Consider the following 20,312-nt stretch of genomic DNA (forward strand, 5'->3'; position numbering starts at 1 on the left):
GCTTACCACCCGGTCGTGTGCCGCAGCCCCGACCGGGTGGGAAGGTGGGTCACCGGGGTGGCGCCGGTCAGGCGACAGGGCTGAACGTCCACAGCAGGTTGGTGCTCTGCTGCCATGTCCACTGCTTGGTCACGGCCCCTGAGGCGACCCTTCCGCCGCTGTCGAGGACCAGTCCCGTGCTGCGGTTGGCGATCGAGTACTGGTCCTGGCCGCGGTGGGTGATCTGCCACTGCTGCGTTTCGCTGCCGTCCCAGGCCTTCTGCCGGGCCGCGTCACCGTTGGTGGTGGAGCCCCAGCCGTCGGCGACCATGCCGTTGGTGCGGTTGACGAGCCTGTAGTAGCCGTTTCCGAGTTCGATCGCCTGCCACTGGAGATTGGTGTGGTCTATCGGCTGCCACTGCTTCAGGTTCGAGCCACTGGCGACATTGCCGCCGCTGTCCAGCGCCAAGCGGCTCGTGACATTGGTCAGGCGGTAGTACTTGTCGGGCCTGAACGTCACCTTCAGTGATCTGATCGCGTCATTGTTGCCGGTCGCCAGGAGGTCGGGGGTGTTGGAGGTGAACGTCCAGGCGGTGCCGGTGAAGTTGTCGCCGGAGTAGCCCGTCACCTGGTAGCCGTCGGGCACCAGGAGGGAGGAGGCCATGGCGGGCCCCAGTCCGGCGGCGGACAGCTGGGAGGAGGTGTAGCTGCCCAGCGGCAGAACGGCGCCGCTGCCTTGGTAGTTGACGTTCTGGAACACCGCTGCGGAAACCCTGATGGGCATGCCCTGGACCTCGACACACACCACGGAGACGTTGGCGTCCGGCGCGGTGGCCGGCACGGTGACATCGATGGTGCCGCCGCTGACGGTGTACGAGAGCGAGGCCGAGGGGTTGTTCAGCAGATAGACGCGGCGGATCGTGTTGTCGAGCGCCGGGATCCGCAGCTGGCCGTTCGTCGGCCAGGTGAAGATATGGGCGAAGAGCCTGCCGCTCTTCTTGGTGACCTTCCCCCACGTCGGTTCGGTGGCGAACGGGCTGCCGCTGGTGCCGTAAATGCTGTCGCCGTACGTCGACATCCATGAGGCCAGGCCGTTCAGGACGGTCTCAGTTCCGGCGGTGACCAAGCCCTCGCCCGTAGGGCCGATGTTCAACAGGTAGTTGCCGTCCCGGGAGACCACCGTGACGAGTTCTTGGACGATGTCCTTCAAGGACCTGTAGCGGGTCTCCAAGCCCGCGTTGTAGCCCCAGGAGCCGTTCATGGTGGCGCACTTCTCCCACTGCCGGTTCATCGGCTGGGCGGGTACCCCGAACTCCGCGACCGCGTAGTCGCCGAGACCGAGGTCCCGCTTGACCCGTTCGTTGACGATGAGGCCGGGCTTGCGGGCGATCAGCCAGTTATAGAGGTCGACGCCGTCCGATTTCAGCCACCAGTCCTCCAGGGTGGGGCTGGAGGGCTCGCCGGACCAGTCGCCGTCGAACCACAGCAGCGCCGGGTCGTAGCGGTCCAGCAGTTCCTGGAGCTGCGCCTTCATGTCGGCGATGTAGGCGGTGCGGGCGGCCTGCGAGGACATCGTGGTGAAACCGCCCTGGTAGCGGTCGACCTGTGAAGGATGGTTCCAGTCGAGGATCGAGTAGTACAGACAGAACTTGATCCCGCGACTCTCGCACTCCCTCTTGAGGTCCCCGAGCAGGTCGGTCTGGAAGCCGCTGTAGTCGTGCAGGTTGTACAGCTTGCTGCCGGTGGTGTCGGTGAAGCTCGCCACGTCGGAGTTCCACATCGCGTAGCCCTCGTGGTGCTTGGCGGTGATCACGAGGTACTTCATGCCGGCGTTCTTGGCCAGTTCGGCGACGGCGGCGGCGTTGAACTGGCTCGGGTTGAACTTCTGGCTGACCTGGGTCTGGTAGCTCGCCTTGCTCCACCGCTGCTGGTCCATCGCCCACTCGCCCCTGGCGAGATGCGAGTAGGACCCGAAGTGGATGAACATCCCGAACCTGGCCTGGTACCACCAGTCCATCTTCGAGGGGACGGTGTACGCCTCGGCGGTGGAGGGCCACAGGGCCTGCGGCAGTCCGAAGGCCGCCACTCCTCCGGCAAGGGCGGCGGCCTTCATCAGAGAACGTCTGCTGAGGGAGGCGGAGGACATGGTGCGGCTCCATGTGTCGGGGGAGGGAGATGCGGGGAGCGGGGAGCGGAACACCGGCGCGGCGGCCGTCTTCCGCTTCAACTTCCAGGAGACATCCGATGAATTTATAGATGAACCACGATGGCCGCGTCTGTAGCGGAGGCGATAGAATCCAAAAATCAATGGTCGAAGGATTCTTGCGGCGATAGGCTAGCCCTGAAGGGCCACCCACTCGATGAATGGGAGCGCTACACATCGGATCTATGGCAGGGAAGTTGCCCGCCTGATGGGGCCTAGGGGTGGCGACGCGGACGCGCTGGGAGTCAGGAGCAGGACGGCAGCCGCCGCGGTGGCGGCGGACTTCAACGCAATGGGTCGCATAAGCGGCTAACCCGCAGGACCGAGCGGGTACAGGGCCCGAGCCCGCGATCACTCGCAGGAGCGAGCAGAGCCTGCCTCACGGCCTTGAGGGACGCGGGAATGGCCATTTGCCACGCGAGCGGTGGCAGTGTGCCGGTTGGTGCGGAAGGCTCCGAGCCGTGGGGTCGGAGCCTTCCGGAGGGTAACGGACCGTACTTGTGGCTCACTGGGCGTAGAAGGTGGCGTCGGCCCGGGCGGTCGTCGTGCTCACAGCCTGGACGTACAGCAGATAGTTGTAGTGGCGGATGTAGCGGCCCGGGAGGTTGTACGACTCGTAGGAGACACCGGCGGAGTCCGCGAGGCCGGCCCGGGCCATGTAGGAGGCGTCGCCGGCGAACAGCGACGTTCCGTCGTTCTTCTCCACCCACACCTCGTTGTTCTTGTGACGCAGGAAGTAGCCGGGGAAGTTCGCCGACTCCAGGGAGACGGTGCCGGTGCCGGCGAGACCGGTGACCACTCGGAACTGCGAGTCGGCGAGCGGCGCGACGTTCGGCTCGATCTTGGCGCGGTACTCCCAGTGGCGGATGAACCGGTCGGGGTAGTTGTACGAGGAGAGCCGGATGGGGGTGAGGCCGTCGGCGACCGGGATGCCGAAGTCGGGGGTGCCGTCGGCCTTCCAGTAGATCTTCTGGACGCGGGTGCGGCGGTTGGGGTCCTTGAGGCCGTCACCGACGACGTCCTTGTAACTGCGGTCGTGGTAGACGAGGATGTCCGACTTGCCGTCCTCGGAGACCGTGAACTGGTTGTGCCCGGGGCCGTACTGGCTGGTGGCGGCGAAACTGGCGAAGACCGGGTTCGGGTTCTTGGCCCACGACGAGGCGCTGAGCAGGTCGGCTGAGGCGGAGGCGGTCAGCAGCCCCATGCAGTAGTTGGCGTCGGTGGCGGCGGCCGAGAAGGTCATGAAGACCTTGCCGCCCCGCTGGATCACGGCCGGGCCCTCGTTGACCGTCGCGCCGGCGGTCTCCCACGAGGCGGTCGGCCGACTGATCATGACCGGAGTGCCGGTGATGGTCCACGGGCTGGACATCTGCGCTATGTAAAGGTTGGTGCCACGGCCGACGGCCGGGTCGTTCTGCGCCCAGGAGAGGTAGCGGGTGCCGTTCACGGCGAAGGTCGTCGCGTCGAGCGAGAAGGTGTTCAGCGGCAGTACGATGCGCCCCTTCTCCGTCCAGGTCCCCGTGATCGGGTTCGCGTCCGTGCACTCCAGCACGTAGGGCCGGATCCTCCAGACGTCCCACGAGGCGCCGGCGGCGAAGTAGATGTACCACCTGCCGCCGATGAAGTGGATCTCCGGAGCCCAGATGTAGCCGCCCATCTCACCGCTGGCGTGCTTGGTCCAGATGGTCGTCTCCGGGGCCGCCGTCAGCCCCTGGATCGTGGTGGCCCTGCGCAACACGATCCGGTCGTACGCCGGAACCGTGGCGGTGAAGTAGTAGAAGCCGTCGGTGTGCTTGAAGATGTGCGGGTCGGCCCGCTGCTCGGCGATGGTGTTCGTGTACGTCACACCGGGGGACGCGGGCACGGCGGCGTGGGCGGTACCGGCCGAGACACCAGTGACGGTGGCCGCGGCCGAACCGGCGATCATGCCGAGGACTGTTCGCCGGGTAAGCGCTGGTCTCACAGGGTGCTCCCTCTGGTGCTGGCGGTGCGGAGATACCGTCAATGCCGGTATATCGAACGCGGTTCGTAGAATCGGTCAGAAGATAGGTTCGGCGCCTACTCCGGTCAACACTTCTGTCACAACATGCATTTGTCAGTCCCCGTCCGCGAACAGTCGCCCGGAAACGGGTTCTGGCAAAGATCTTGGGGAGTCGTCGCGGAGCGTTACAGCGAAGTTCGATTGCGTGGGAACTGTTCGCGTGAGACCGCGTACGCCTTGTCGTCCGACGACCAGAATTGACGCTCCCTCAGGTCCCTGTCGACCGCCGCTGTTGTTGGCTTTGGACAGTGATGGTGCTGGTCATGCAGACCGATGCACCGTTCTGGGACTCGTTGGTGTTCGCCGGTATCGACGATGTGTATGTCGAGGCGGTGACGGCCGCGTTCGGCTCGGTCGAAGTCATGGCGAGAGGCCGCGGGGCCGGCTGGGCGTGTCCGGATTGCGGCTGCTTCTCGGACCGGGTCCACGACCGATATCAGCGCAGGCTGAGGGATCTTCCGCTCGCGGAGCAGGGCTTCGTGATCCGGTTGACCGTTCGGCGCTTCATCTGCGGTTCGTCGAGCTGTCGGCGCAGGACGTTCGCCGAGCCGTTCTCCCGGCTGGCCGCCCCACATGCGCGGTTCACCATGCGGCTCAACCACGTCCTGGAGCGAGTTGGGCTCGCTCTGGCCGGGCGGGCCGGAGCTCGGCTGGCTGCCCAGCTGGGATGTGTGGCGGTTCGAGGACACGGCCGGCACCCGGCACATCCGCGTCCGCGTCGCGGCAGCCTCTCCAGCAACGACGGTGACGTCGTCCCCGGGTGAGCCCTGGAGGGGCGGGCATCATCATGCGTTCGCGGTGGCACGTCGGGCGTCATCTCGATCGGGGCGAGCCCGTCCGTGTACTGCCGGACGTGCCGACACGGACCGCGGACATCTACGCCCTGACCGAGGATGACGCGCACAGCTCGCAGCGGGTCAGCAGACTCAACGACTTCCTCGCCGCCCGGCTCCCCCGCCGGCTGAACCAGCGTCACGAGGACTACGGGCTCCTGTAGCGCGTGGTGCCATTCCCCGGCCGGGAACGTCTCTTGCTGCTGCGCCGAGGGCCGGTCGGCTTTCGACGAACGGCCTGCGTCGCCCCCGTTTACATCGATGTACATCCCGCTCTAGCCTGGCGCGTATCTCCCCCACCCGGAAGGACACCATGGTGATCCTGCGACTTCGGCATGCCCTCGGACGGCATCGACTCCTCGCGCTCGCACTGGCCGGCCTACTGAGCCTGCTGCCGGCCACCCCCGCCGCCCCCTCGCCCCTGACCACCGACGCGGCGGCGCCCTCGACCCTTGACACAACACCCTCCGCGCCCTCCCTCACGGCCACCGGAACTCCGCTGCGGAACGGAACGGGCCTGTACCCGCGGGTCATTCGGCTCGCCCATAACGGCTCCGCCAACGGGCGTGTCCTCGCGAGCGTCGTCACCTTCGACGGCAACAACGGCATCGGAGCCATCCACGAGAGCACGGACTCCTGGGCGACCTTCCGCGAGGTCGGCAGGGTCGCCGACCCCGAGTCCGCAGCGGGCCAGGGACTCTGCTGCTCCACCCTGTTCGAACTGCCCCGCCAGGTGGGCGCCCTGGCGCCCGGCACCCTTCTGTGGGCCTCCTCAGCCGGCCAGGACGAGCAGGACCGTCGCATGGCGCTGCGGATCTGGCGGAGCAACGACGTGGGCCGCACCTGGTCCTACCTGTCGTCCTGCGCCGTCGCGAACGGCACGGGCGGGCTGTGGGAACCGGAGTTCTCCGTGGCCGCGGACGGCGCCCTGGTCTGCCACTACGCCGACGAGACCGACGCTGCACACAGCCAGAAACTCGTCGCTGCCCGCAGCTACGACGGGGTGCACTGGGAAGGTCACCACAACATCGTGGCCAGCACATGGGCGCCCGACCGGCCCGGCATGCCGGTGGTGCGGCGGCTGCCGAACGGCACCTACTTCATGAGCTACGAGATCTGCAATCCCGGCGGTCAGTACCAGTGCGTCGTGCACTACCGGACCTCCGCCGACGGCTGGAACTGGGGTGACCCCGCCAACCTCGGCATCCGCCCCGAGACGGCGGACGGCAGGTACTTCCGTGCCGCCCCGACCATCGCCTGGGCGCCCACTCCGGGCGGCGGGGCCGACGGGCGGATCCTGCTGATCGGGCAGCGCCTGCTCAACCGGGACGGCACACCCGCCGCGGGCAGCGGACGTACGGTCCTCACCAACTCACGGAACGGCAGCGGAGCCTGGACGGCGATCGCCGCACCGGTGACCGTGCCGAACCCGGAAGTGAACTACTGCCAGAACTACAGCTCACCGCTGCTGCCGTCGGCGGACGGCAGGCGGGTCCTCGAGATCGCCACCGACTTCGAGGGCACGGTCTGCCGGGCGTACTTCGCGACCGGCAGCCTGCCGTAACAGTGGGGACGGCGCCTCGCGTTGAGCCTCCCCTCGGTCCCAATCGGATCTGCTTCGGGGCCGAGGGGAGCGACCCGTGGGCCGGTCGGACGGGCCCGGCTGTTCCGGCGCACAGGTCTCCGCTCGCAGGCCGCGACACCTTGAGATAAGGATGCCGTAGCAAAGGCGGTGCAGGTTGCCCGTGCCCATGCTCAAGTGGCTGACGCGCAGCCCACCAGTCAGGCGTGCTTCGCCTGCGGCCACCGGGACAGACAGACCCAAGCCCCCTCACGTACGGGAGTGGACCTGTCCCTCCTGCGGCACCCGGCATGACCCGGGCCACAACGACGCGAAGAACGTGACAGCGTCCGCCGGACTGGCGGCATCAGCCTGCGCAGCGGCTTCAGCCCTCCGCCCTCTCCTCGATCGCCGCCGGCCGCTGCTGCGCGGCGCGGATGCGGTCGATGTCGAGCTTGGTGCTGCGGTCGAAGCGGTAGATGCCGTTGCGTTCCTGGAAGACGTCGGTGAGCTGGGTGTAGCAGTAGCCGAACATGTCACGGTCGTCGAGCAGTACGCCGGTGAGGCCGGTGAAGCGGGCGTGGAACTCCTCCTCGTCGCGGACGCGTTCGCCGTAGCCCCAGGACTCGGTGCGGTCCTCGCCGGACTGCGCGGCGGCCGCCTCGGGGTCCCACCAGATGCCGCCGAACTCGCTGACGAAGTAAGGCTGTCCGCCGTACGGCAGTGAGTAAGGGGCGCCGCTCTCATGGGCGTTGACGAACGGGGCGTCCTTCGCCAGCCCCGACATCAGCTCGCGGAAGGCTTCGGGGTCCTGCTCGTAGTGGTGTGAGTCGTAGATGTCGGTCTCGGCGACGCGGTGGGCGTAGCCGGAGGCGTCGATCACCGGGCGGCTGGTGTCCATGGCCTTCGTGGCCAGGAACATCGCGCGGGTGACGTCGTCGAGCCGGGTGATGCGGTCGTGGAGCTTCTGGTACGTCTCGTTGAGCGGGCACCAGCCGATGATCGAGGGGTGGGAGTAGTCCCGTTCGACGGCTTCGAGCCACTGGGCGACGTACGAGGCGTCGGGCTGCTGGTTGTCGCCCGAGGAGCCGCCGATCTCGCAGCCCCAGTCGCCGAACTCGCCCCAGACCAGGTAGCCGAGACGATCGGCGTGGTGGAGGAAGCGCTCTTCGAACACCTTCTGGTGGAGCCGGGCCCCGTTGAAGCCGGCCTCCATGGCCAGCTCGATGTCGCGTACGAGGGCTTCGTCGGTCGGCGCTGTCATCAGCCCGTCCGGGTACCAGCCCTGGTCGAGGACGAGGCGTTGGAAGACGGGGCGGCCGTTGAGCAGGACGGCCTTGCCGCGCAGGCCGACGGCACGCAGACCGGCGTAGCTCTCGGCGGTGTCGACGATCTGCCCGTTCGCGTCGAGGAGTTCCAGGCGCAGGTCGTACAGGTGCGGGTCCTCGGGGCTCCACTCGCGGCGCCGGTCGTCGGGGACGGGCAGGTGCAGGCGTGGGGCCAGGTCGAGGTCGGCGCGTGCCTCGGCGCGGCTCACCTCGCCGTCGGCGTCGCTGAGGACGGCACGTACCCGGTGGCCGGGGCGGTTGCCGGAGATCGGGAGTTCGAGGTGGAAGGCGGAGCCGGCGAGGTCGGGGGTGATGCGGGGGCGCCGCAGGTGCAGGTCGGGGACGGGCTCCAGCCAGACGGTCTGCCAGATGCCGGTCACGCGGGTGTAGTTGCAGTCGTGGTTGGCGTACTGGATCGCCTGCTTGCCGCGGGCCTGCGGGCCGGACTTGGGGTCGCGGGCCCGGACGGTGATGACGACCTCCTCACCGCTGCCCGCGATGTCGCCGAGGTCGGCGGTGAAGGGGGTGAAGCCGCCGCGGTGGCGGGCGACCTGATTGCCGTCGGCCCACACGGTGGTGTCATGGTCGACGGCTCCGAAGTGCAGCAGCACGCGGCGTCCCGCCCACTCGGCGGGCAGGGTGAGGGCGCGCCGGTACCAGACGGCCTCCAGGAAGTCGGTGTCACCGATGCCGGACAGCTCGGACTCGGGCGGGAAGGGTACGAGGATCTCGTCGCGCAGCTCGCGGCCGAGCAGGCCGCGTTCGAGCCCGCTGTCCCCTCGGTCGGTCTCGAACTGCCAGGCGCCGTTCAGGTTGAGCCAGTCGCGTCGCACGAACTGCGGTCGCGGGTACTCCGGGCGCGGTACGGAGGGGGTGGGCACACATGCTCCAGTCGATCGGGGGCCGGCGGGAGGCCGCCGGCCTGTGCGTACGGCGGGGGTGGGGTCAGGAGCCGCCGAGGCCGGTGGTGGCCACGGAGTCGACGATGCGGCGCTGGAAGAAGAGGAACACCACGATCAAAGGCAGCGCCGCCAGCAGCGCGGACGCCATGGACTGGGCGTACTGGATGCCGAAGGCGTCCTTGACGGTGGCCAGGCCCACGGGGAGGGTCATCAGGTCGGGGTCGTTGGTGACGATGAACGGCCACATGAAGTTGTTCCACGCCCCGATGAAGACGAAGATCGCGACGGCGGCGACGATCGGCCTCGACAGCGGCAGCACGATCGACAGGAACACCCGCAGCTCGGAGGCCCCGTCCATGCGGGCCGCGTCCTCCAGCTCACGCGGGATGCCGTCGAAGAAGCGCTTGAGGATGAAGACCATCATGGGCGCGACGACCTGCGGCAGGATGACCGCCGCGTAGGTGTCCACCAGGTTGAACAACAGCATCTGCTCGAAGAGCGGTACGACGAGCAGTTGCGGCGGCACGAGGATCGCGGCGACGGTGACGGCGAGCAGGGTCCGGCGGCCGCGGAAGGTGCCGCGCGAGAAGCCGTACGCGGCGAGCGTGGAGACGACGACCGTGATCAGGGTGACGATGCCTGCGATGAGGAAGCTGTTGAAGGCCCAGACGGTGACGTTCCCGCGTTCGAGGATCTGCTGGTACGCCTCGGTCGTGAAGGCGCCTTTGATCGGGGACAGGCCCGGCGACGCGGCGTCCTGCTCGCTCTGCACCGAGGTGGCGACGGCCCAGATGAACGGCAGCAGCCAGACGGCGGCGAGGACGGCCAGCGCGGTGCCGGCCAGGACGCGCGGCAGCCGGCCGTGGCCGAGGACCAGGGAGGGTTCGGCGGGCGCCAAGGGGGGACGGCGCCGCGGGCGAAGGGGTGTTGCGGTGGCGGACACGGTCAGTCCTCCTGGCGGAAGAGACGCAGTTGCACTAGCGAGACGACGATGACGAGGGCGAAGAAGAGGTAGGAGACGGCGGAGGCGTAGCCGAGCCGGTAGCCGGTGAAGCCGACGTCGTAGACGTATTCCAGGACCGGGCGGGTGGAGGCGTTCGGGCCGCCCTTGGTGAGGATGTAGATCTGGTCGAACACCTTGAGCGAGGCGAGGACTTGCAGCATGGCGACCAGTGCGGTGGTCCGGCGCAGCTGCGGCAGGGTGATGGACCACAGGCGCCGCCAGGCGCCGGCGCCGTCCAGTGCCGCCGCCTCGTAGAAGGTTGAAGGCAGGGACTGGAGGGCGGCGAGGTAGAGCAGGAAGTTGAAGCCGACCGTCCACCAGACTGTGAGGGCGGCGATCGACCACATGGCGACGGACTCGTCGGAGAGCCAGCCGACGGGCGCCATGCCGAGGGTGTCGAGGAACTGGTTGGCAAAGCCGAGTTCGGGCTGGTAGAGCCAGGTCCAGATGAGCGTCACGACGGTGACGGGCAGCAGGTAGGGGGCGAAGAAGGCCAGACGCCAGGCCCATTGCCCGGCGAGGCCGCTGTGCACCAGCAGGGCCATCGCCAGTGCGATCAGCACCAGCGGGACGCTGGAGATGGCGGTGAAGACGACCGTGTTGCCGAGGCTGCTCCAGACGTCGGGGTCGCCGAACGCCTCGGTGTAGTTGTCGAAGCCGACGAAGGCCGTGTCGTGCAGGGTCAGTGAGCTGTCGGTGAAGCTCATCCAGAGCCCGTGCACGATGGGCCACACCAGGAACAGGGCGAAGACGAGCGCGAACGGCAGGACGAAGGCGAGGCCGGGGCCCTTGGCGGTGCGGCCGCCCTTGAGGCCGATACGGCGCAGTCCGCCGGGGCGGTCGGAGGCCGGGCCGGTCAGGGTGCCGGTGCCGGGAGGTGCGGTGGTGGTCACGTGGGTCACTCCTTCTGCTCGTCAGGCCACCGGGTTGGGCTGCCGGAGCAGCGTGTCCGCCTCGCGGACCATCTGGCGCACCGCCTTCTCGGCGGAGGTGTTGCCCAGCAGTGCCGCCTGCAGGGGCTGGCACATCCGGTTCTGGAAGTTCGATGCGGCCCCGGCGAACCAGTTCGGCGGGTCGAGCACCGCCACCTCGCCGGCGTCCGCGTAGGAGGACTGCGGGTCGAGGGCGGCGTACTCCGGTTCTGCGAGCACGGGCTGGTAGGCGGGGATGTGACCGGCGCTCGCCCAGGTGAGGCTCTGCTTGACCATGGCCGCGATGTACCGGTGTGCCTCGCGGCGCCGCTGCGGATCGGGGTTCTCCTGATGCGGGAGGACGAAGCTGTGGCTGTCGGTGTAGACGCCCGGCTTGTCGAAGACCTGGGGGAACGGGGCGGCGCCGAGCGGGATGCCGGACTTCTTCAGCGTGGGCAGCTCCCACTCGCCGGTCATGATCATGCCGCCGCGGCCACCGATGAATCCGGCCGTCGCGCCGTTGTAGTCCAGGTTGTTGGGGTTGGTGCGGCCGTCGAAGAGCTGCTGCATGAAGGTGACCACGTGGATGGCGGCGTCGACGTCGATCTGCGGTGGGCCGCCGTCCGGCAGGGTGAAGGCGGAGCCGGTCTGGGCGTAGAGGGCGGCGAACTGCCGCCAGTTCTGGGCCGTGTCGGTGACGTGGCCGAACAGGATGCCCTTCTGTCCGGTCGCCTTCGCGAGCGCCTTGCCGGCGTCGAGCAGGGCGTCCGGGGAGCCCATCGGGGCCAGTTCACCGGAGGAGTCGAGGAGTCCGGCCTTGTCGGCGGCCTCCTTGTCGTAGAACACGATGAAGGGGTGGACGTCGAGCGGGATGGCGTAGACGGTGTTCTCGTGCCGCGTCCGGGACCAGACGGCCGGTGCGAAGTCCTTCTCGCTGACGCCGAATTCGGCGAGCAGGTCCAGGTCGAAGGGGTCGAGGAGGCCGCCGGGCGCATAGCCAGCCAGTCGGGACAGGTGCAGGATCGCGACGTCGGAGGCCCGGCCGCCGGCGGCCGACATGGCCAGCTTGGTGTAGTACGAGGGGCCCCAGTCCAGGATCGTCCGCTCCACCTCGAACCCCTGGGGGCCCTTGGAGGCGGCCTTGATCATGTCGTCCATCAGCATGCCGTCGCCGCCCTGGAACAGATCCCAGACGCTCAGCGCCGAGGCGTCGGCCGCGGCCGGTGAGGCGCAGCCGGACAGCGGGCCTGCGGCGAGCAGCGCACCCGCGGCGGCGGTGCCGTCGCGCAGCAGTCGGCGGCGGGTGAGAGCAGGTGCCGCAGCGGGTGCGGGCGTTGGTGGTGAAGCGGAGAAGCGGGTGAACATCGCGGACCTTCCGACGGCCGGACACGCATGCCGGACCGACGGTGGACCAGCCGTCTCAAGGGCGGTCCACCGCCTGGGCCAGGCGGGGGCGCACCGGTCGAGCCGATGCGATGGCTAGTTTTTACATCGATGTACATTGGCTGTAAAGAGCCAGGAGGCGCGGCCGGAAATCGGGGGCCGAACGGGCCGGGTGGACGCACCGCCGATCCGCGACCTGCCGGGACATAAACTCAGCAGCGCTGAGGGGCAGGGAGGTTCCGGTGGCACGACCAAGGATCAAGGACGTCGCGCGGCTCGCGGGCGTGTCGGAGAAGACGGTCTCCAACGTCATCAACGACTACACCCACGTCTCCGACCGGACCAGACGTGCCGTCCGCGATGCCATCGAGGAACTCGGATACAAGGTGAACCTGGCCGGTCGCCATCTGCGCCAGGGCCGCACCGGCATCATCGCGCTCGTCATCCCCGAACTGGACGTCCCCTACTTCGCCGAGCTCGCCCGGCACGTCATCCGCGAGGCGGAGCGGCGCTCCCTGACGGTGCTGATCCACCAGACCGGCGCGGACCGCGATCACGAGCTGGCGGCACTGACCGGGTTCGGCTCCAGTTTCGTCGACGGAGTCATCCTCAGCCCGCTCGCCCTCACCTCCGACGACCTGCGCGACAGTGCGGGTGCACCGCCCACCGTGCTGATCGGCGAACTGCTGGAGGAAGGCGCCGACCACGTCGCCATCGACAACGAGAAAGCGGCACGGGAAGCCACCGAGCACCTGCTCGGCCTCGGCCGCCGCTCCATCATGGTCATCGGCGGACGCGACGACGCGCGCCTGGGCACGGCCGAGGCCCGTACCCGCGGCTACCGCGCCGCACTCGCCGAAGCGGGCGTCGCCTACGACCCGGCCGCCCTCCTGCCCGTCGAGTCCTTCCGGACGCCCGACGGCGCCGAGTCGCTGGCCCGGGCACTGAGCGAGGGCGCCCGCCCCGACGCCCTGCTGTGCCTCAACGACCAGCTGGCGCTGGGCGCGCTGCGCACCCTGCACGAGCACGGCATCCGGGTTCCCGAGGAAGTCGCCGTCATCGGCTTCGACGACGTCGAGGCCGGACGCTTCAGCGTCCCCACGCTCAGCACCGTCGCCCCCGACAAGGCCGCGGTCGCCCAGGTCGCCGTCGAACTCCTGCAACGCCGGATGGACGAGGCCATGGGATCCGCCTCGACGGACGCCTCCTCGACCGTCGTGCGGTCACCTCAGGACCTCGTGGTGGCGCATCGGCTGGTGCTTCGGGAGAGCACGGAAGGGGTCAGCGGAGTGCTGCGTTCGGAGGCAGGCTGGGACCGTCAGGGGCAGGGCGCTGCCGGACGCGAATGACGCCTCGCCCCTCAACAGTCGAGCGGGCCCGCCGCAGCGATCTCCCGGTCGTGGGACACGAGAGGGCGTCGGGGTACCCGGGCAGGGCGTGGCTGCGATCGCGCTGATCGATCGACGCGTCGGCAAGAGTCTCGGGCGAGCAGTCGATCGTGTCGGCACCGATGCTCGGCGGAAGGGATCCCGCTCATGGCGGTCAGCGACTCCGATCCGGTCGAGGCCGAACTGGACCCGGCGGCGGTAAGGCGCCACAGGCTGCTCTTCAGGCGGTGCAGCGGCGCAAGAACCCTCCGCTCCCGCGCACCGACATCAGCGTCACCGACGAGGCGGCCGTGAGGCGGGCGGTGAAAGCGGCCGCGCTCGGAAACGCCATGGAGTGGTTCGACTTCGGGATCTACAGCTATCTCGCGGTCACCATCGGTCACGTCTTCTTCCCCTCCAGCACCGACACCGTGCAGCTGCTGTCGTCGTTCGCGACTTCGCGGTGTCCTTCCTGGTGCGCCCGATCGGCGGCATGGTCTTCGGCCCGATGGGCGACAAGGTCGGCCGCAAGAAGGTCCTCGCCCTCACGATGATCATGATGGCGATCGGTACCTGCGCCATCGGCCTGAGCCCGTCGTACGCCGCGATCGGCTTCTGGGCCCCGGTTCTGCTGATCTTCTTCCGGCTCGTCCAGGGCTTCTCCACGGGCGGTGAGTACGGCGGCGCGTCCACGTTCATCGCCGAGTACGCACCGGACAAACGACGCGGTTTCTACGGCAGTTTCCTGGAGTTGGGCACGCTGGCCGGGTACGTCGGCGCCGCGGGGCTGGTCACGGTCATGACCTCGCTGCTGGGCAGTGGCGGCATGGAGTCCTGGGGTTGGCGGGTGCCGTTCCTGGTCGCCGGTCCGCTCGGGCTGGTCGGTCTCCATCTCCGGCTGAGGCTGGACGAGACGCCCGCGTTCCAGAGGCTGGAGGACGAGTCCCTGCACCGCGCCTCCGATGCTGCCTCCGTGGTCGAGACGACCGCCAAGGGCGACCTGGCGAAGATCTTCCGCGAGTACTGGCCGACCCTGATCCTCTGCATCTGCCTCGTCGGTGCCTACAACATCGGCGACTACATGCTCCTGTCGTACATGCCGACGTACCTCTCGGACGAGATGGGCTACTCCGAGACGCACGGCCTGCTGATCCTGATCGCCACGATGGCCGTGCTGATGGCGATCATCAACCAGGTGGGACGGCTCTGCGACAGGCTGGGCCGCAAGCCGCTGCTGATGGCCGGCATGCTCGGCTTCCTCGTCCTGTCCCTCCCGGCGTTCCTGCTGGTCAGGCAGGGCAGCCTGGTGTCGGCGGCGACGCTGATGCTGGGGCTGTCGATGGTGTGCCTGCTCGGCACCATGGAGCTGTCCAGCCGATCACTGGCGGCGTGTGTCTGACCGCTACTTAAGGCACCTGTGACGGCAGCCTGAACTGGATTGCCCCGGGTCTGCTCGTGCGCGACCATCCTCGGATGGATACGGATGAGGGCCGGAAGCTGGTGCGGGTTGTGCAGACGTGTTCTGCCTGCCCGTCGCAGTGGGATGCCTGGACGGTAGACGGCCAGTACTTGTATCTCCGATACCGGCATGGCGAGGGCTGCGTCGAGTGGCATCCTGGCCCGGACCCTGATGCCGACACTTCAGACTCTTGGAACGAGGGCCTCTCGGGGCTCCTGACCGAATGGGACGACGGCACCGGTAGTGGTGCCATCAGCCTTGAGGACTTCCTCGCGGCAGCGGGCCTGGCGTTGGCACCGGGCGCCTCGGTGAGCTGACGTCGTTGCACGCGGTCATGCGCGGAGCCAGATGACCAGGGCCGCCGCGGTGACGGTGCCGAGGAAGACGTATCCGCGCTTGTCGTAACGGGTCGCAACGGCACGCAAGTTCTTCAGTTTGTTGATAGCCCTCTCGACGGTATTGCGCTTCTTGTACCGGGCGACGTGACGGGCACCGACCTGATGCCCGCGTACTACGTCATGGCCGCATCCGTGGTCGGTGTGATCGCCGTGGCCTGCATGAAGGAGACGGCGGGTCAACCACTGGCGGGTTCGCGGCCGTCGGTCGCGCCACGCTGGAGGAGGCTGCCGAGCTGGTGGAGGACCAGGCACCGGCACCGCGGTTCTGAGGGTCGCCTACTCGAAGAACTTCAGGCTCCAGCCGGTGTTCGTGTTCTCGCCGGGGACGTTGGCGCGGCTGTAGGTGGTGTTGCCCCACCAGCAGAACGTGCCGGTGTACCAGTAGCGGTTCTCCCACGCGTACGGCGTCCCCTTGGGGACCGCGTGGAACATCAGCGGGAACCTGGGGCCGGCGGGCGGGCTGGTGCCGATGTCGCCGTCGAGCAGGACGAAGCTGTGGTGGCCGGGGCCGTTGACGTACAGCGTCGGGTCCCAGCCGGCCATCATCGTGGCGTGGTTGGAGCCGAACAGGCAGCCGTTGGACTTGTACCAGTCCCACACGTACGTCGGGTCTCCCCCGGCGCGCAGCCGCAGGTCGGCGAGGCAGTACTGCTCGCTCCAGCTGCCGTTGGCGGAGTACACGATGTGCAGTTGGCCGTTGGGGTCCTTGATGGCCTCGGGGGCCTCGTTGATGAACGGGTTGCCGACCACCCGCTCCCAGCTCTCCCGGGGCTGCGAGATGATGTGGCGCGCGCCGGTCGGAGTGGTCGGGCTGCTCATACGGGCGATGTAGAGGTTCTGCTCGACGTTGGTGTCGCCGGCCCAGCCGGACCACACGAACCAGCGCTGTCCGTTGAAGGTGAACAGGGTTCCGTCGATGGCCCATTTGCCGTCCGGCAGGGCCAGTTCGGTCTCGGCGGTGTATCCGCTGTCGGGGGCGGCCGAGCTGATGACGTACATCCGGTGGGCCGGACCGCGGCCCGCCGAGAAGTAGATGTAGTAACGGCCGCCGTCCCGCACGATCTCGGGGGCCCAGACCTCGCCGCGGTCACGGGTGTCGGACCAGACCTGCCGGGCGGGCGCCGACGCCAGAGCGTCCGTGGACGGAGCCTGCCGCACGACGATGCCCCCACCGGCCGACTGCACCGAGACATAGGTGCCGCCGACCCTGAGCACGCTCGGGTCCGCGGCCCGCAGACTCGTCTGACCCGCACGGGCGGGCTCGGCGGCGGTCAGGGACAGCACGGCGGCGAGGACGCCGGACAGGAGCACGGCCGCGGCGCCGGTGATCCGGCGCGGAAGTTTCATGGTCACCTCGGCGCCCCCGATTTCCATCGATGGAACAAGTCTCAAGGAGCATTGTTGTGAGCCGCGAACATGTCAATCCCATGGAGGGCCACGGGTCACAACTGGCCCTCGGATGACGCCCCGAGAGGGTGGTGCGAAAAGTCTGGACAGCGGCCGGGGGCCGTGCTGTCATTTCGGCTGTCGCAAGATTTCCAACGTTGAAAGAGCCGCCCGACCGCGTCCGTACCGGTCTTCCGTCATGCCTGCGGCCTGGTCTTCCCAGCCGACCGGCCCCGGTCCGCGGTCTCTGTGCGAGGAAGGGTTCGATGACAAGACAACACATCCGCCCACGGACCAGACTCTGGGCGCTGCTGGCCACGGCCGCTCTCGTCGTGCCCCCGAGCGGTCTGGCCGCCACCGCGTCGGCAGCGGAGCCGACCGGCAGCGCCTCGGCGCTCTCCGTCGAGGCGGCCGACGTCGAGGTGCACGGCCTGAAGGGCGAGTACTTCAGCATGTCGGCCCCCGGCGCACGGGACTTCGCCGAACTCGGTGGCACGCTGCTCGACCCACAGATCAACTTCTCCGGTCTGACCAGCACCTTCCAGGAGCTGAACGGCAGGACGGAGCACACGACCGCTCGTTGGACGGGCCAGATCGAGGCACCCGCCACCGGCGACTACACCTTCTACGCCATCGGCGACAACGGCTTCCGCCTCTACATCGACGGCGAACCGGTCATCGACCACTGGGAGCCGGACTGGGACCGGGAGCAGACCAGCGCCGCGATCCGGCTGAACGCGGGCGAGAAGCACGACTTCCGGCTGGAGATGTTCCAGGACTTCGGCGGCGCCAACATGTTCCTGCGCTGGGCCGGCCCGGGCCTGTCCAAGCAGCTCGTGCCGATGTCGGCGTTCACCCCGCCCGAGGGCTTCGAGGTGTACCCGGTGGAGCTGTCCGTGGCCGCGGACGGACGCCGCCTACGGGCCCGTTTCGGGGGCCGGGTCGGTCAACTCCAGGCGGTCAAGGACCACTTGAAGGTCGAGGCCGACACCACGGCCATGCCCCTGAAGTCGGCCACCGTCGCTCCCGGCGACCGCAACTCCCTGCTCGTGACGCTCGCCGAGCCCATCCAGAAGAACCAGCAGGTCCGGGTCACGTACGACGGCGAGGGCGGCTTGACGTCGGGCGGCGAGACCGTTCCGAAGGTCATCCGCTACGCCGACAACGCCTCCACCCACCGTCTCACCACCAAGTGGGGCGACAAGGTCGACAAGCGGAACCCGCTGCCGGAGTACCCGCGTCCGCAGCAGGTGCGCTCCAAGTGGAAGAACCTCAACGGTCCTTGGCAGTTCAGCGGCGCCGAGGCCGGCGAGCAGCCGGTGTTCGGCAAGGACCTGGACGAGAAGATCACCGTGCCGTATCCGGTGGAGTCGCAGCTCTCGGGTCTTGAGCGGCACGAAGACCACATGTTCTACCGCAGGCTGGTCGACGTCCCGAGGGACTGGAAGGTCGGCAAGGGCAACCGGCTGAAGCTGAATTTCGGCGCGGTGGACTACCGGGCACGTGTCTTCGTCAACGGCACGAAGGTCGCCGAACACACCGGCGGCTACGACGCGTTCAGCGCCGACATCACCGACGCGCTGAAGGGCAGCGGGCCGCAGGAGGTCGTGGTCGCGGTCACCGACACCGGCGGCGCCGACCAGCCGATGGGCAAGCAGTCCACCAACCCGGGCGGCATCTTCTACACCCAGTCGTCGGGCATCTGGCAGACCGTCTGGATGGAGCCGGTCGCGAACGCCGCGATCGATAACGTTGTCTCCACGCCCGACATCGACACGAGCAGCCTCGCGGTGACGGTGGAGTCGGGCAAGGCGTCCTCCGGGGCCCGGGTCGAGGCCGTCGCGCGCGACAAGCGCGGCAACGTCGTGGGCAGGGTGAGCGGACCGGCCAACAAGCAGCTGCGGCTGCCGGTCGCCAACCAGCACCTGTGGAGCCCGGACGACCCCTACCTCTACGACCTCGACGTCAAACTCACCGACGGCAGGTCGACCGACAAGGTCGGCAGCTACTTCGGTATGCGCAAGATAGGCATCGCGAAGGTCGGCGGCTTCCAGAAACTGGTGCTCAACGGCAAGCCGGTCTTCTCCCTCGCCACCCTCGACCAGGGCTTCTGGCCCGACGGCCTGTACACCGCGCCGAGCGACGAGGCCCTGGCCTTCGACCTGAAGGCGCACAAGGAACTCGGCTTCAACGCCGTGCGCAAGCACATCAAGGTGGAGCCCGCGCGCTGGTTCTACCACGCCGACAAGCTCGGCCTGCTGGTCTGGCAGGACTTCGTCTCCGGCAACATCACCAACGAGACCGGGCAGCGCGCCTTCGTCGACCAGGGCCGGGAGATGATGCGGGAGCACCACAACGCGCCGTCCGTGATCGGCTGGATCGTCTTCAACGAGGGCTGGGGCGAGTGGGACCGCACCGAGACCGGCAAGATCGCGGAGGCCGTGAAGGAAGCCGACCCGTCCCGTGTCGTCAGCGCCCACAGCGGTGTCAACTGCTGCAACTCCAAGGGCGATTCCGGCAAGGGCGACATCATCGACCACCACGACTACAACAACGAGGACCCGCCGTTCCCCGACGACAAGCGGGCCGCGATGGACGGTGAGCACGGCGGCTTCACCCTGCGCACCCCCGGGCACATGTGGCCGGGCGCGCCGACGGTGATCTACAGCGGTGTCAACGACAAGGAGGCGCTGACCCGCAAGTACGTCGAGAACACCGAGAAGTTCTACCTCGACCAGGCCGGAGCCGAGCTGTCCGGTTCGATCTACACCCAGATCTCCGACCTGGAGAACGAGCTCAACGGCCTGTACACGTACGACCGTCGGGAGATCAAGGTCGACCCGGTCCGGGTCCGTGAGATCAACCGCAAGGTCATCGCCGCCGGTGCCGCAGCGGGCGAGCGGCAGCCCCTCAAGGGTGGCGGTCACTGGGCCCTCGACGAGGGCACCGGGACCACGGCGAAGGACGACGGCCCGAACGCCAAGCCCCTGACGCTCTCCACGGGCACCACTTGGACGCCCGGAGTCAGCGGCAGCGCGCTGAAGTTCGACGGCGACGGCCAGTACGCCGAGACCGACGGACCGGTGCTCGACACCACCGGAAGCTACTCGGTGTCCGCTTGGGTCCGGCTCGACGAGCTCCCCGGCAACTACGCCACCGCGGTCAGCCAGGACACCCGGCGCCAGGCCAGCCCGTTCTATCTCCAGTACGGGCAGGGCGCGTTCGCCTTCAGCACCCCGGGCGAGAGCCGTGCCCGCCTGGTGACCACGCCGGAGAAGGGCCGCTGGTACCACCTGGTCGGCGTCCGCGACAGCGCCGACAACACCATCCAGCTCTACGTCGACGGCAAGCCGGCGGCGACCGCCACCGGCGGCGCGGCCTACCCCAGCACCGGCTCCCTGTCCGTCGGCCGCGCCCAATGGGGCGGCAACGACACGGACTTCTGGAACGGCGCGGTCGACGGGGTCCACGCCTATGACAAGGCCCTCACCGCCGAGGAGGTGAGCGCCCTCTATACGGACGAGAAGCCGTAGCGGAAGCGGCGACGAATGGGCCCGG

The 20,312-nt window shown here is 68.4% G+C and carries 13 protein-coding genes and 3 pseudogenes; 8 read left to right on the top strand and 8 right to left on the bottom strand.

What is annotated here, in order from left to right; translation table 11 throughout:
• Positions 1-67 precede the first annotated feature (67 nt).
• On the bottom strand, positions 68-2,125 hold the full coding sequence (locus tag IE325_RS40740; RefSeq protein WP_190075230.1) for an alpha-L-fucosidase: 2,058 nt from the start codon (positions 2,123-2,125) through the stop codon (positions 68-70).
• Between the two features lie 562 nt (positions 2,126-2,687).
• Positions 2,688-4,109, bottom strand: coding sequence for a family 43 glycosylhydrolase (locus tag IE325_RS40745; RefSeq protein ID WP_190075231.1), 1,422 nt, complete (start codon positions 4,107-4,109; stop codon positions 2,688-2,690).
• A gap of 377 nt (positions 4,110-4,486) precedes the next feature.
• Between IE325_RS40745 and IE325_RS40750 the strand changes: the two genes are divergently transcribed.
• The 3 genes from IE325_RS40750 to IE325_RS40760 all read left to right on the top strand — a co-directional run bounded on the left by IE325_RS40750 (position 4,487) and on the right by IE325_RS40760 (position 6,620).
• On the top strand, positions 4,487-4,987 hold the full coding sequence (locus IE325_RS40750) for a transposase family protein (protein ID WP_229912409.1): 501 nt from the start codon (positions 4,487-4,489) through the stop codon (positions 4,985-4,987).
• A gap of 89 nt (positions 4,988-5,076) precedes the next feature.
• A complete protein-coding gene (locus IE325_RS40755; RefSeq protein WP_190075232.1) occupies positions 5,077-5,220 on the top strand; it encodes a hypothetical protein in 144 nt (47 codons plus the stop codon).
• A gap of 149 nt (positions 5,221-5,369) precedes the next feature.
• Positions 5,370-6,620, top strand: coding sequence for a glycoside hydrolase family protein (locus tag IE325_RS40760; RefSeq protein ID WP_190075233.1), 1,251 nt, complete (start codon positions 5,370-5,372; stop codon positions 6,618-6,620).
• A 382-nt stretch (positions 6,621-7,002) separates the two neighbouring features.
• Here IE325_RS40760 and IE325_RS40765 read toward each other — a convergent pair whose 3' ends face one another.
• The 4 genes from IE325_RS40765 to IE325_RS40780 form a co-directional block, all read right to left on the bottom strand.
• Positions 7,003-8,826, bottom strand: coding sequence for a glycoside hydrolase family 2 protein (locus tag IE325_RS40765; protein ID WP_190075234.1), 1,824 nt, complete (start codon positions 8,824-8,826; stop codon positions 7,003-7,005).
• Positions 8,827-8,890: 64 nt separating this feature from the next.
• Positions 8,891-9,790, bottom strand: coding sequence for a carbohydrate ABC transporter permease (locus IE325_RS40770; protein ID WP_190075235.1), 900 nt, complete (start codon positions 9,788-9,790; stop codon positions 8,891-8,893).
• A gap of 2 nt (positions 9,791-9,792) precedes the next feature.
• Positions 9,793-10,743, bottom strand: a complete 951-nt coding sequence (locus tag IE325_RS40775; protein ID WP_190075236.1) for a carbohydrate ABC transporter permease — start codon at positions 10,741-10,743, stop codon at positions 9,793-9,795.
• A 21-nt stretch (positions 10,744-10,764) separates the two neighbouring features.
• Positions 10,765-12,126: an extracellular solute-binding protein gene (locus IE325_RS40780; protein ID WP_190075237.1), complete on the bottom strand. Its 1,362-nt coding sequence runs from the start codon at positions 12,124-12,126 to the stop codon at positions 10,765-10,767.
• Between the two features lie 260 nt (positions 12,127-12,386).
• Between IE325_RS40780 and IE325_RS40785 the strand changes: the two genes are divergently transcribed.
• The 3 genes and pseudogenes from IE325_RS40785 (at position 12,387) to IE325_RS40795 (ending at position 15,287) form a co-directional block, all read left to right on the top strand.
• Positions 12,387-13,493 (top strand): LacI family DNA-binding transcriptional regulator, encoded by a 1,107-nt coding sequence (locus IE325_RS40785; RefSeq protein ID WP_190075238.1) that lies wholly within the window; start codon positions 12,387-12,389, stop codon positions 13,491-13,493.
• Between the two features lie 186 nt (positions 13,494-13,679).
• Positions 13,680-14,895: pseudogene (locus IE325_RS40790) on the top strand (MFS transporter); the annotation flags it as partial.
• Positions 14,896-14,984: 89 nt separating this feature from the next.
• Positions 14,985-15,287 carry a hypothetical protein gene (locus IE325_RS40795; protein WP_190075239.1) on the top strand — a complete coding sequence of 101 codons (303 nt, stop codon included), beginning with the start codon at positions 14,985-14,987 and terminating at the stop codon, positions 15,285-15,287.
• Between the two features lie 15 nt (positions 15,288-15,302).
• On the opposite strand, the pseudogene IE325_RS40800 reads toward IE325_RS40795, so the two are convergent.
• Positions 15,303-15,449: pseudogene (locus tag IE325_RS40800) on the bottom strand (IS5/IS1182 family transposase); the annotation flags it as partial.
• A gap of 3 nt (positions 15,450-15,452) precedes the next feature.
• Here IE325_RS40800 and IE325_RS46455 point away from each other — a divergent pair.
• Positions 15,453-15,637 (top strand): annotated as a pseudogene (locus IE325_RS46455) (MFS transporter); the annotation flags it as partial.
• Between the two features lie 7 nt (positions 15,638-15,644).
• On the opposite strand, the gene IE325_RS40805 reads toward IE325_RS46455, so the two are convergent.
• Complete coding sequence (locus IE325_RS40805) at positions 15,645-16,715, bottom strand: glycoside hydrolase family 43 protein (protein ID WP_190075240.1); 1,071 nt, start codon at positions 16,713-16,715, stop codon at positions 15,645-15,647.
• Between the two features lie 305 nt (positions 16,716-17,020).
• On the opposite strand from IE325_RS40805, the gene IE325_RS40810 reads away from it, so the two are divergent.
• The gene (locus IE325_RS40810; protein ID WP_190075241.1) at positions 17,021-20,287 is read left to right on the top strand and encodes a LamG-like jellyroll fold domain-containing protein; all 3,267 of its coding nucleotides are present in this window, start codon (positions 17,021-17,023) and stop codon (positions 20,285-20,287) included.
• Positions 20,288-20,312: the final 25 nt, after the last annotated feature.

The sequence above is a fragment of the Streptomyces lanatus genome, from assembly GCF_014655715.1.
Lineage (GTDB): Bacteria > Actinomycetota > Actinomycetes > Streptomycetales > Streptomycetaceae > Streptomyces > Streptomyces lanatus.